Origin of the sequence: Desulforhopalus sp., from assembly GCA_030247675.1 — a bacterium.
In the GTDB taxonomy this organism is placed as follows: Bacteria; Desulfobacterota; Desulfobulbia; order Desulfobulbales; family Desulfocapsaceae; genus Desulforhopalus_A.
In genome coordinates this window covers 52,128-64,717 of the sequence record JAOTRX010000005.1, presented here as the reverse complement: position 1 = coordinate 64,717, position 12,590 = coordinate 52,128, and the positions used below count along the sequence as shown (strand labels likewise).

Annotated in this window: 10 protein-coding genes; 6 read left to right on the top strand and 4 right to left on the bottom strand. The window is 46.3% G+C overall.

The features are described from left to right. Nucleotides 1–3: 3 nt before the first annotated feature. Both OEL83_11785 and OEL83_11780 read right to left on the bottom strand, forming a co-directional pair. Nucleotides 4–1,608 carry a DUF445 family protein gene (locus OEL83_11785; protein MDK9707719.1) on the bottom strand — a complete coding sequence of 535 codons (1,605 nt, stop codon included), beginning with the start codon at nt 1,606–1,608 and terminating at the stop codon, nt 4–6. Beyond that, on the bottom strand, nt 1,589–2,248 hold the full coding sequence (locus tag OEL83_11780) for an HAD family hydrolase (GenBank protein MDK9707718.1): 660 nt from the start codon (nt 2,246–2,248) through the stop codon (nt 1,589–1,591). The genes OEL83_11785 and OEL83_11780 overlap by 20 nt, the downstream gene beginning before the upstream one ends. Nucleotides 2,249–2,396: 148 nt before the next feature. Between OEL83_11780 and OEL83_11775 the strand changes: the two genes are divergently transcribed. The 5 genes from OEL83_11775 to OEL83_11755 all read left to right on the top strand — a co-directional run bounded on the left by OEL83_11775 (nt 2,397) and on the right by OEL83_11755 (nt 7,467). After that, nucleotides 2,397–3,086, top strand: coding sequence for a succinate dehydrogenase cytochrome b subunit (locus OEL83_11775; GenBank protein MDK9707717.1), 690 nt, complete (start codon nt 2,397–2,399; stop codon nt 3,084–3,086). 88 nt (nt 3,087–3,174) lie between these two features. Next, nucleotides 3,175–5,103, top strand: a complete 1,929-nt coding sequence (locus OEL83_11770) for a fumarate reductase/succinate dehydrogenase flavoprotein subunit (GenBank protein MDK9707716.1) — start codon at nt 3,175–3,177, stop codon at nt 5,101–5,103. A 57-nt stretch (nt 5,104–5,160) separates the two neighbouring features. Beyond that, nucleotides 5,161–5,916, top strand: a complete 756-nt coding sequence (locus tag OEL83_11765; GenBank protein ID MDK9707715.1) for a succinate dehydrogenase/fumarate reductase iron-sulfur subunit — start codon at nt 5,161–5,163, stop codon at nt 5,914–5,916. A gap of 224 nt (nt 5,917–6,140) precedes the next feature. Then, on the top strand, nt 6,141–7,172 hold the full coding sequence (locus OEL83_11760; GenBank protein MDK9707714.1) for an NAD(P)/FAD-dependent oxidoreductase: 1,032 nt from the start codon (nt 6,141–6,143) through the stop codon (nt 7,170–7,172). Between the two features lie 31 nt (nt 7,173–7,203). After that, the gene (locus OEL83_11755; GenBank protein MDK9707713.1) at nt 7,204–7,467 is read left to right on the top strand and encodes a hypothetical protein; all 264 of its coding nucleotides are present in this window, start codon (nt 7,204–7,206) and stop codon (nt 7,465–7,467) included. Between the two features lie 33 nt (nt 7,468–7,500). Here the strand turns inward: OEL83_11755 and pepN are convergent, their stop codons facing one another. Beyond that, nucleotides 7,501–10,131: an aminopeptidase N gene (gene pepN / locus OEL83_11750; protein MDK9707712.1), complete on the bottom strand. Its 2,631-nt coding sequence runs from the start codon at nt 10,129–10,131 to the stop codon at nt 7,501–7,503. Nucleotides 10,132–10,280: 149 nt separating this feature from the next. Between pepN and OEL83_11745 the strand changes: the two genes are divergently transcribed. Next, nucleotides 10,281–11,510 carry an LL-diaminopimelate aminotransferase gene (locus OEL83_11745; protein ID MDK9707711.1) on the top strand — a complete coding sequence of 410 codons (1,230 nt, stop codon included), beginning with the start codon at nt 10,281–10,283 and terminating at the stop codon, nt 11,508–11,510. A 74-nt stretch (nt 11,511–11,584) separates the two neighbouring features. Here OEL83_11745 and ispH read toward each other — a convergent pair whose 3' ends face one another. Continuing rightward, entirely contained in the window at nt 11,585–12,514 is a 930-nt protein-coding gene (ispH, locus tag OEL83_11740) for a 4-hydroxy-3-methylbut-2-enyl diphosphate reductase (protein ID MDK9707710.1), read from the bottom strand. Between the last annotated feature and the right edge of the window lie 76 nt (nt 12,515–12,590).

Here is a 12,590-nt window from a genome sequence, read left to right as displayed (position 1 = left end):
TTGCTATAGAAAAAACAGATTGCCGCACCCAATAATAAATCCCAGTAATGCCCCAAACAGATTGATATACTTAAATTGCTCCTGCATGATGGAGAGCAGCAACCCTTCTAGTTTCAATATATCAAGGGAATTAACCTTTTCAGTGACAATGTTCTTGATATTGAGTGACTGAACAAGGCCCGGCACCTCTGCTGCGAGCATGGTGGAAGTCGTCTTTTGCAGAGACTTGGCGAGACCTTCTCGTACCCCGACGGGTATAATATTGGCCATTTTTCCAATCTTTTTTTGTGATATGGCGGCAACCATCGAATCAATCAGCGAGTCTATAGTTTCAAGAGTTTCCGGAGACTGGAGTGTGGCGCACAACTCTTCTTTCAGCCAGATCTTTTTGGCAGCAAATGAGTCTTCACCGAGCAGCATCACCCCAATTTGATGCAAACTGGTAGTACCTACTTCAAAATGGCTCTCAGCATTGGCTTTCAGCATTGAGGTGAGGGTTGCCGACATGTCTCTTCCCCGAATCGCCTGTAATATCTGGAAAGAACAGCTGGCACAAAACTCCTCCACAATCGCCTGATCGTCAGCTTTTATCATCTTGACTATGGGCTTATCGAAAAACTCTCTGCTTTTTTCGCGAATAATGTGAATTACCCTGGCTTGCACCTCCTCCGATTCAAGCCAGGCAACAATATCATCGTTTTTATCGACAAGGTACCCACGGATCTTTTCTTCAACTTTTTCCATCCGAAGAAATCCCCGAACCATGTCCGCCATCGGACCCATAGAATCTATAAAACTGTCTACCCCTGCACAACCACCTTGAACAATTTTGTCTCTTACTTCCGGCTCGGAAATAATGAGTGCCAATCGGTTCAGGAGTGCGGGAGTTTGCTGCTCTACTGTCGTTTGCAATAAAGCCAGCAAGGATTCCGGGAGAAGATCTTGTAATGATTTTTCTTGGGTGAAAACGCTATAAACCTTTTGATGGACAAAATCTTCCACCCATTGCTCCATCGCCTCACTCAGAAACATTCTGGCGATGGTGTCTTCAATGAATTTATAGGCAAGCTCTCTTTGAGAGCCGGAAATTATCGCCCCAACTTCGCCGGCAAGAAATTGTTCAATCCTTAATTCTATAGATCTCCCGGCAATTTCTTTGAATTCAGCAGATCCAATGAAATTCCGAATTTTCTCTTTAATTTGGTAGACAAGGGTCTTTTTGCCAATATCAAAATAAATCTTGAATTTCTCAGGCACGATAGAGGCAAGTGTACCGAGATCTTTCTGCAAAACCCCGTCAATTCTCTCTTTGATTAAAAGAAACAAATGTTCTTGAAAGGCTGCATTTTGTAATCCCTTGCCGATTTCTTCACTGGTTAAGAGGTGATCGCCGACTACCTCACCAAAATTACTAGCGAGTTCCAGCCGTTTCGAAGGAATGACACCGGGCGTCATCGGCACTCTGATACCCCCAACTTTCCAGGGTCGCAGAGGTCTAAACAACATCTTTATTGCGACATGATTGGTGAGATACCCTATTAAAGCACCCGTCACTGGCGGCGCAGCATATTTTATGATGGTGAGTACATCAGGTGAGACGCTGAACATATTGAGGAAGTTCCATTGGACTGTTGATTATTAGATCGGGGTTTTCGCCTTGCAATACATGAACGCTACGAAACCCCCAGGAGACACCTACCGTGGTCATGCCAGAGGCCTTTCCGGTTCGAATATCGACCGCAGTATCTCCGACAAATAACATATCTCTTGGCCTCTTACCGAGTTGTTCTGCTATTGCCAGCGCAACGGTTGGATCAGGTTTTATAGCTACCCCTTCCCGTTGGCCATAAACACAGGAGAACAGTCCCCTGGGGAAATATCTTTCTACAAACATCGTAGTAAATACGTGGGGTTTGTTGGATAACACCGCCATGCCTACCCCCTTATCCTGCAGAGTTCTCAGCATGTCACCGATCCCGTCATATTGACAACAGTTGTTTGTCCAGTTCTCCGAATACAACTGGGAAAACATTTTTTTCAGATCGTTACGAATGTACTCCTCGGTGTCCGGTGGGACCATTCTTTCAATAAGAACGCTCAAGCCATTGCCAATGAAATGTTTATAGGAAAGAGGGGGATGCGTTGGAAAACCTCGCGAGGCAAGAACGCTATTGGCAGTTTCTGCAATATCAGTCAGAGTATCAAGGAGAGTGCCGTCCAGATCAAATATTATTGATAACCGATGCATCAATTAGCCTATTTTGGGAATACCATGAGATTATTAAAAAATGTTCATTGAAAGTAATGAAACGGAGGGCGTGCTTCGTGGTTAAATCAGCGAAAAGCCAGTTTTCTCTTCCTTTTTTGGTCATTTTTTATATTATCACTGCAAATACATGGAAGCCCTAACTCACAACTTTTCTTCCCAAGGTGCGCTTATGTGGTTTGTCAGATTAGTAACTTCTTCTATCGGCAAGAAACTCATTATGTCAACCTCAGGATTGCTCCTGTTTTTGTTTCTGTGTTCGCATGCCGCCGGGAACGCCACCATCTTTATGAGCAGTAAGGTTTTTCAGAGCTATGCCGACGAACTTCACAGCCATCCACTTATAGTTCTTGTTTTCAGTTTGGCAATACTTGTTATTTTCCTGGCCCACATTTTGTTCGGTCTCTACCTTTTCTACCAAAACAGGGCTGTGAGCAGTAGCAGATACGCCGTTTCCACCAGGGTTGTCAAGAACTCATTCGCCTCAGAAACCATGCCCTATACTGGGCTCTTCATCCTCTTATTTGTTGTTGTACATATTTTTGGTTTCACTTTTTCCCCAAAGACCATTCTTATCTCTGTAACCGTTAAAACTCTTTTGAGTAACTTTTTTTACGCACTCTTTTATATCCTTGCTTTCATCGCGCTGGCTATTCACCTTAGCCATGGTTTCTGGAGCATGCTGCAGACCTTTGGCGTGAACCATCCCAGATACAACACACTGATCGCGCGGCTCAGCATAATTGTCCCGGCGTTTTTCTTTTTGATATTTGGTGGAATTGCCTTTTATTTTATGACCGGTTTAGGGGCTTCTTTTTAATAGCCCAAAGTAACGCATAGTATACTTTTTCCCGAAAATCTCATTTCTGAGATTCTCAACTAAAAGAAATCAGACAAGGCTTTGCTATATGGAACTCAATTCGCGTGCACCGTCCGGACCCCTGGAGAAAAAATGGAGCAATCACCGTTTTTCCAACAAGCTTGTCAACCCAGCCAACAGGAGGAAATTCAGCGTAATCGTCGTTGGTACTGGCCTTGCTGGCGCCTCGGCATCTGCAACCCTTGCCGAGCAGGGATACCAGGTCAAAACCTTCTGTATTCAAGATAGCCCTAGACGAGCACACTCTATAGCCGCTCAAGGGGGTATCAACGCAGCCAAGAATTATCAAAATGACGGTGATTCGATCCATCGGCTTTTCTATGACACCATCAAGGGTGGTGACTTCCGTGCCCGAGAGGCAAATGTGTACCGACTTGCCGAGGTGAGCAACCAAATAATCGATCAATGTGTTGCCCAGGGAGTTCCCTTCGCCCGTGAATATGGCGGTACTCTTGCCAACAGGTCTTTTGGCGGAGCCCAGGTTTCCAGGACTTTTTATGCCCGAGGCCAAACGGGACAGCAACTTCTCCTTGGAGCGTACGGCGCCCTCTCGCGACAGATACACAGTGGCCGGGTTACCATGTATACCCGCAGAGAAATGATGGATGTCGTTATCGTTGAAGGAAGAGCAAGGGGCATCACCGTCCGCAATATTATGACCGGAGAAATTGAAAGTCATTCGGCTGATGCCGTGATTCTGGCAACGGGAGGATATGGCAATGTCTATTTTCTCTCAACTAACGCCATGGCCTCCAACGTTACAGCGGCCTGGCGGGCTCATAAACGCGGCGCGGGTTTCGCCAACCCATCCTTTGTGCAAATTCATCCAACGTGCATCCCGGTTCACGGTGATTATCAATCAAAACTCACTCTGATGAGCGAGAGTCTGCGCAATGATGGGCGTGTTTGGGTGCCAAAGACCAAGGGTGACACCCGAAAACCTGCCGACATTCCAGAGGCCGACAGGGAGTATTATCTCGAAAACAAGTATCCGAGTTTTGGAAATTTAGTGCCCCGCGACGTCGCTTCCCGCAATGCCAAGGAGCAATGCGATCTTGGCAAGGGCGTTGGCAGCACTGGCCTTGCCGTATATCTGGATTTTGCCGAAGCTATTAAGCGTGACGGCAAGGAGACCATCTATAAGAAATATGGCAACCTGTTCCAGATGTACGAAAAGATCACCGACAGCGACCCGATGGTTGAGCCGATGATGATCTACCCCGCGGTCCACTACACCATGGGTGGACTATGGGTTGACTACGATTTGATGACCACTATCCCCGGCCTTTTTGCCATTGGCGAGTGCAACTTCTCTGACCATGGCGCCAACCGTCTTGGGGCAAGTGCCTTGATGCAAGGTCTGGCCGACGGCTATTTTGTTATAGCCACCTCGATTGCCCACTACCTGGGAACGAATAAGTTCAATAAGGTAAGCGAGCATGAGCCTTCCTTTATCGAATCTAAACGATGGGTTGAAGACAGAATATCGAAGATTTTGAAAAATAGCGTGGGTGGTCCAGCAGGCAAGTTTACTGTTGATGAAATCCACAAAGAGCTTGGCCGATTGATGTGGGATAATTGTGGAATGGCCAGAAATAAAGCCGGTCTTGAATCGGCACTTTCGCAACTGCCCAAAATCAGGCAAAAATTCTGGGATTCTGTGTATCTTCCAGGCACCAATAAAGAAATAAATCAATCGCTGGAGCGAGCGGGCAGAGTCGCCGATTTCCTGGAATTCGCCGAAATCATGATCCGCGACGCTCTTGCCAGAGAGGAATCCTGCGGATGCCATCTTCGTGAAGAAAGCCAGACTGAGGAAAATGAGGCAAAACGGGATGACGCAAATTTTTCACACGTTTCTGTTTGGGAACACGTCGGTGAAGGAGAAGAGCCTGTAATGCACAAGGAGCAACTGGTTTTTGAGTATGTGACTCCCAGTCAACGCAGCTACAAATAAACGTCTACAGGCAGCACAGCAGCGGACTTCAAATTGAATTCTTAAGGTAAAGAAATTATGAGCAGCATTAACCTGACGCTGAAAATCTGGCGACAACCGAACAGTGACGCCTTGGGTGCTTTCGAAACCTACGCTCTGGACGGAATCCATACCGACATGTCATTCCTTGAGATGCTCGATGTGCTCAATGAAAAACTGACAAAGGAACAAAAGGATCCGGTGGCATTCGACCACGATTGCCGGGAGGGAATCTGTGGAATGTGCGGTGCTGTTGTCAACGGCGTCGCTCACGGTCCGGAAAAGGAGGTAACCCTCTGTCAACTTCATATGCGTCATTTCCAAAGTGGCGATGTTCTCGTCATAGAACCCTTTAGGTCACGGGCATACCCCATTAAGAGAGATCTTTTGGTCGACCGTTCAGCGCTTGATCGTATCATCCAAGCAGGCGGCTATGTCTCTGTCAACACTGGCGGCACACCAGACGGCAACAGCATGCCGATCCCATCCCAGCAGGCTGAACTGGCAATGGATGCGGCAGCTTGTATTGGTTGTGGAGCCTGTGTTGCCAGCTGTCCGAATGGCGCCGCCATGCTCTTTACCAGCGCTAAAATCTCCCAACTCGCCCTTCTCCCCCAAGGTCAGGTTGAGCGAAAAAAACGAGCCATAGCAATGGTAAGCAAAATGGACGAAGAAGGTTTTGGCAATTGCACTAATGCCCGTGAATGTGAAGCTGTTTGTCCCAAGGGAATTTCCATTCGTAACATCGCTCGGATGAATAAAGAATATTACATGGCAATGCTCACTGAAGGATAGGCCTTCATATTTTTTGTTGCCCAAAAAGCAAAGCGAACCTGCTTGATGCATTTTATTAGCGTCAAGCAGGTTTTTTGTTGTATATCTTCTTCACCAGACAGCCAAAGTACTCACAAAATTGCAGAAAACTCACTACAACACACTAGGATATCTAGAAAAACGTATCAAGACATCCAAACAACCTACCACTCCTTGGAAGCACTTTATTGCCGGACAATCACTCTATGAACTATGATGTTATCATTATAGGAGCCGGACCAGGTGGACTTGCTTGTGCCAAAGCCACAGCTATGAATGGCCTCTCCACTCTGGTTCTTGACCGGTCAATGCAGATTGGGAAAAAGGTATGCGCCGGAGGTATCACCTGGAATGGATTACTTAAAAAAGTCCCGGCAGATATCTCCGAAAAACAGTTTGCGAAGCAGCATATTTTTACAAAAAGTCAACGCGCCTGTGTATCTGAACCAAGCCCGATTATAGCGACGGTAAACAGGGAAAAGCTGGGACAAAGAATGGCTCAGAGTGCCGCTGAGGCGGGAGCAGAGGTTCGCATTGGCTGTCAGGTACTCTCTATAGAAAATAGCAACATTCTGTATCTCGACAAAGTAACAGGCAGAGAGCAGCGACTGGCCTTTAAAAATCTGGTCGGTGCCGATGGCTCATCTTCACTGGTAAGAAGAAATCTCGGTTTACCCATTACTGATGTCGGTATAGGGATAAATTATCAAATTGCTGGGGACTACCCGGAAATGCAGTGGCATTTAGACAGTTCCCTTTTTGCCAATGGTTATGCGTGGGTATTCCCCCACCGCAATACCGTTTCGATTGGAGCATATGTCGATTCCAAATGTATGAAGGCAAGTGACCTTAAGGCCAATCTCTTGAATTGGGGAGAGCACCACGGCTATCCGCTCCGACAGCATAAGGCAACAGCGGAACTGATTAATTTTGATTTTCGCGGTTGGCGGTTCGCCAATACATTTCTCGTTGGTGACGCCGCCGGCCTGGCTTCAGGTCTGACAGGCGAAGGTATTTTTTCGGCAATAATTTCAGGAGAAACAATTGGTACCTATATCGCCAATCCGGAATGCGACACAACCCCATTGCAAAATCTGATTAAGAATCATACCCGGCACCGAAAGATGGTAGCCTTCACTGGGAAAAACCGAATCTTGGCAACACTTGCCGCCGAGATAGTTACTTTTTGCCTGAAGACAAAGATTATTAATTTTAATTCTATCGAGATGGCCCGCTGATTCTTATAGGGTCAACATGAAGGATCAGGGAATGCAGAAGAAGAAATTATTGATAATAAATTCACTATTTATCGTATCTTGTGTGGGAATTCTCGTTTTCCTTCTCCGGGCGCCAAAAGAGACAACTGCCCCACTTCCGCGTGATGAACGACACATCCGCTTCTATGCTATAGAAAATAAAAAAGAGGCGGAGCTTTCCTGTCTTTCCTGTCACGATCAAGACAAAGAAGCCCCCTTATCTGAAAACCATCCACCCAAATATCGCTGTCTCTTTTGCCACAAACGCAATCAGTAGCTTTCACCGTATTCCCTGGGCAACACCGTGTCCTTACCTGCTCTTGTCAACAACCTCAAAGACATCCCTCGATAGACCATTCGTTCCAGCTATTCTCTCCAATTGTACTCGCATGAGTTCTTGACGATTTTTGTCATAGCGTTTCCAAGAAATTAGAGGTGTCACCAAGCGAGCAGCAATTTGTGGATTGATTACATTCAATTCAATAATTTTGTCTGCGAGGAATCGATACCCAGCCCCATCCGCTACATGGAACCGAACATGGTTATTTGCACAAAATGCGCCGATGAGAGCTCGCACCTTATTGGGATTTTCTATGGAAAACGACGGGTTGTCGAGCAATAGTATTACATTGGCCAAGGTATCGGGACGAACTGAGAGCGCCTGTAGTGTAAACCATTTATCAAGTACTAAAGGATCGGCCTGCCATTTTGCAAAAAAATCGGCCAAAACCTCTTCGCGTACTTTATGATCGAGATTGACCAGATTAGCTAAAGCCGCCACACAATCTGTCATGTTGGTGGCCGATTGGTATTGTTTAAGGCAAATTCTGAGATGTTCTTCAGGTAGCGGATCAAACGCCATAAGATAACTGAGACAAACATTCTTCAAACTTCTTCGCCCAATTGCCTCAGCAGTAATTTGGTAACCCTCTCCCCCCTCGTTTCTTTGATAAAGCTCCAGGAATGCCTCCCTATTATTATTTGCCAAACTGGTTTTTACCAGTTGTCGAGCTGTATGCAAAGAATCCGGATCAATAACTGTCATATCCTGAGCCAGGGTGGTTTCCGCGGGCAAGGTCAGGGACAGAGCCAAAAGCGCAGGATCTTCAACCTCTCGCCGAAGACTATGAAAGACTGCTTCAGTAAACCGCTCATCAAGAACAGGAGAAACCTTTTCATTGAGTTGTCCGGCGACTTCCAGGATTATCTCACCGGCCAATCGGGCCGATGAATCCCAACGATTAAAAAGGTTCGAGTCGTGATGCATGAGAAAAGCTAACTGTTCCCGCGATTGAAACGGTGTAACCTTGACGGGTGCGGAGAAATCGCGCAAAAATGAGACGACCGGCTTTTCCTTGATCCCCTTGAAGACAAACGTCTGGTTTCTCTCCTTCAGCTGAAGAATAGCGGTGCCCTGAGTTTCTCTCTCAAGTAAATCCTTACCGCTTGCCCCGAGAAGGCCTACTGCAATGGGGATATGGAAGGCGTGGCTGGGGGCTTTAACAGAAACGCTTACCAAATCTTGGGTGACAGTCAGCTGGAATTCTTCTCCATCTTCCAGCCATTGCTCCTGAATAGCCAACACTGGAGTGCCGGCCTGGCTATACCAATTCTTGAATTGCGACAGATCAACACCGGAAGCGTCGCTCATCGCGGCGACGAAATCGTCACAGGTCGCAGCCTGACCATCATGTCTGGCGAAATACAGATCCATACCGGCGCGGAATTTATTCTTCCCAAGGAGGGTATGGATCATTCTGATGACCTCAGCGCCTTTATTATAGACCGTTGCCGTATAGAAATTATTAATCTCCATATAGCTCTCAGGGCGAACAGGATGAGCCATCGGACTGGCATCTTCTTTGAATTGGACATTTTTTAATATTCGTACGTCATCAATTCGCTGCACCGCGGCCGAATTCATGTCAGCAGAAAACTCCTGATCGCGAAATACCGTCAGTCCCTCCTTCAAGCTGAGCTGGAACCAGTCCCGGCAAGTCACTCGATTGCCGGTCCAGTTATGAAAATATTCGTGGGCGACGACTCCCTCAATTCCCAAATAATCTTGGTCAGTTGCAGTTTCCGGAGAGGAAAGGACATATTTGGCGTTGAACACATTTAAACCCTTGTTCTCCATGGCCCCCATATTGAAGTCATCGACTGCAACGATCATAAAGGTATCGAGGTCATATTCAAGGCCATACACCTGTTCGTCCCAAAGCATCGCCTTTTTCAACGATTCCATAGCATGGCCACACTTTCCCTCGTTCCTTTTTTCCACAAATATTTTCAATGCTACCTTTTTTCCGGACCGGGTAATAAACTGATCATCTAAACTGACCAACTGACCGGCAACCAAGGCAAAGAGATAACTCGGTTTGGGAAAGGGATCCTGCCAAACCGCATAATGACGGTCATTCTCAAGGCTGCCCCGTTCAATAAGGTTTCCATTTGACAACAAAACCGGACAACTTGATCGATCTGCCTCAATCCTGGTAGTAAACTTGGTGAGTACATCAGGACGATCCGGATAATACGTTATCTTGCGAAAACCTTCGGCCTCACATTGCGTGCAATAATTGCCGCTGGAGCGATAAAGACCCTCCAGGGCGGTGTTTTTATCCGGTTCAATGATTGTCACTATCCTCAAGGTGAAGATAGCAGGTGTATCCTTCAAGAGCAGGCTCTTCTCATCAATGTGGTATTGTTTGTTACTCAAAACCACGCCGTCCATTTCGATGGACACTAATGTGAGATTTTCACCGAACAGCAATAGTGATGGATTTTCCTGTTTTGAAAGAGGATTCTTTTTAAATTTTGCAGAGGCTGTAACCACGGTATGGTCATTTAAAAGCTCAAATCGTAGATTCAGGTCTTCGACAATATAATCGAAAACAGCATAATCTTTTCGATAGACAGGCACCCTTTTCTCGTCTTTCATAGATACATCCTTTTTTTCGGAAACATCCCATCCTAAGAGTTGCTGGTTGACAGCAAACTCCATTCAATTATATTTACACTTCGATCAGAATTAACTGGATCAAAGCAACTTAACTACTTTTCTTTATAAAACAACTGAGAAACCTATAAATGATTACAATCAATGAGCATTACCTGAAACTACAAGCCTCTTACCTGTTCTCCGATATTGCTAAACGTGTCAGCACTTATCAAAAAAATCACCCTGATAAAGATATCATCAAACTCGGAATAGGCGATGTCACCAAAGGACTACCTCCGGCATCAATCAAGGCTTTTCACAAAGCAGTAGATGAAATGGCAGAAGATGCAAGCTTCAAAGGATATGGCCCGGAGCAGGGTTACGAATTTTTACGAGAGGCCATTGCTGTAAATGATTTCAGAAGTCGCGGTGCGGATATTTCCGCCGACGAAATATTCGTCAGCGACGGCGCAAAGTGCGATACCGGCAATATCCAGGAACTGTTCACCCAGACCATAAAAATTGCCATTCCCGATCCCGTTTATCCGGTATATCTCGACACTAACGTCATGGCCGGGCGGACTGGTGATTTTGCCGACGGCCGCTATCAAGGTATTGTCTACCTTGATAGCACCAAAGAAAATAATTTTGTGCCTTCCCTGCCAAACCAAGAGGTCGATCTCATTTACCTCTGTTTCCCAAATAACCCGACAGGTTCGACAATTTCCAAGGCCGAGCTCAAAACTTGGGTTGACTATGCCCACAAACACAAAGCCCTCATCCTCTTTGACGCAGCCTATGAGGCCTTTATCCGTGACGAATCTCTGCCAAAATCTATTTATGAGATCGAAGGCGCAAAAGAAGTTGCTATAGAATTTCGCAGCTACTCGAAAAGCGCCGGGTTTACCGGTACGCGGTGTGCCTACACTGTAGTCCCAAAACAATGCCGGGCATTTGATCAAATGGGAAATCAGCATTTTATCCACTCCCTCTGGAACCGCCGGCATTGCACTAAATTTAACGGCGTTTCATACCCTGTACAACGCGCTGCCGAAGCAATATATAGTCCTGAGGGAAAGGCAGAGACAAAGGCTCTGATAGACTACTACATGGCGAATGCCGACATGGTCTGCGCAACCATGGATAAACTGGGTTATGAGTACGTTGGCGGCAAAAATTCGCCGTATATCTGGATCGACGGTCGGATGGACTCCTGGGCTTTTTTCGACATGCTTCTCGACAAGGCTGGTGTCGTCTGCACACCGGGTGCTGGATTTGGCAAGTGTGGAAATGGCTATATACGAATTTCGGCATTCAACAGCCAGGAGAAGGTCAAGGAAGCAATGCAACGACTGACAGCTGTGCTGTCAGCGAGATAAGGGCTTGTATCCGGACAGAGCGCATCACACGATGTCGCTCTGTCCTTTGCTGCCAAACAAAGCCTTCTATTTCGTTAATGAGAAAGGATCGCCGGCTTGAAATGTATTTTCTCCCGAATACCCTCTATTTCTATCACCCTGACTGCTCCATGGTTTTGAAGCCACTGGATTACGCCATCAACAAGTCGCTCCGGCGCTGATGCTCCAGCGGTAATTCCTATCCGGCTTTTCCCAAGAAGCCAGGTTGGATCAATGTCCTGATAATCATCAATAAGATGAGCCTCGACACCGCAAAGTGTAGCAACTTCCTTCAACCTATTAGAATTTGAGCTGTTTTTTGAACCGACTACGAAAAGCAAATCGGATTTTTCGGCAAGTTCTTTAACAGCATCCTGTCTGTTTTGCGTCGCAAAACAGATATTGGATCTGGGGCCCTGAATCCTTGCAAATCGTCTTTTTAAAATCCTGACAATTCCAATAATATCATTGCTATTGAGTGTTGTCTGGGTAACATAAGCCACTTTTAGCTCATCGGCGACTTGAACTTCCTCGGCCTCTTGCTCACTTGCGACAATATGCACCCGCCCTTCAACCCTTCCAGCGGTGCCTTCAACCTCAGGATGTTTATGATGGCCGATAATGAGCACATCGTATCCCATGGCATGGTATTTTTCCACCATACCATGGACACTCGTCACTAGCGGGCAAGTAGCATCGACAGTGCGCAAGCCTAGATGTACTGCCCGTTTTTCAATTGCCAAGGATACGCCATGAGCACTGAAGATACAGACGCCATCAGCCGGTATATCTCCAAGATTTTCTACAAAAACGGCCCCTAATCCTTCAAGTTCGGTTATGACATGTTTGTTGTGAACAATCTCATGTAATACGTATACAGGCTTACCGTACCGCTGCAAACAGATCTTGACCGTTGCAATTGCCCTTTCCACTCCTGCACAAAAGCCGCGAGGGGATGCAAGGAAAACCGTTAATTCTTTAACCATACCAACACCTGGCGATATAACTGCTCCTTAGCTAATAATGGGAGGCCAATTAGAAAATAACGCTTTGATTCCACAA

Coding starts and splice junctions, on each gene's coding strand:
- OEL83_11745 (MDK9707711.1), top strand. CDS start 10,281: ATGATTACAATCAATGAGCATTACCTGAAACTACAAGCCTCTTACCTG.
- OEL83_11760 (MDK9707714.1), top strand. CDS start 6,141: ATGAACTATGATGTTATCATTATAGGAGCCGGACCAGGTGGACTTGCT.
- OEL83_11770 (MDK9707716.1), top strand. CDS start 3,175: ATGGAACTCAATTCGCGTGCACCGTCCGGACCCCTGGAGAAAAAATGG.
- OEL83_11765 (MDK9707715.1), top strand. CDS start 5,161: ATGAGCAGCATTAACCTGACGCTGAAAATCTGGCGACAACCGAACAGT.
- pepN (MDK9707712.1), bottom strand. CDS start 10,131: ATGAAAGACGAGAAAAGGGTGCCTGTCTATCGAAAAGATTATGCTGTT.
- ispH (MDK9707710.1), bottom strand. CDS start 12,514: ATGGTTAAAGAATTAACGGTTTTCCTTGCATCCCCTCGCGGCTTTTGT.
- OEL83_11780 (MDK9707718.1), bottom strand. CDS start 2,248: ATGCATCGGTTATCAATAATATTTGATCTGGACGGCACTCTCCTTGAT.
- OEL83_11785 (MDK9707719.1), bottom strand. CDS start 1,608: ATGTTCAGCGTCTCACCTGATGTACTCACCATCATAAAATATGCTGCG.
- OEL83_11775 (MDK9707717.1), top strand. CDS start 2,397: ATGGAAGCCCTAACTCACAACTTTTCTTCCCAAGGTGCGCTTATGTGG.
- OEL83_11755 (MDK9707713.1), top strand. CDS start 7,204: ATGCAGAAGAAGAAATTATTGATAATAAATTCACTATTTATCGTATCT.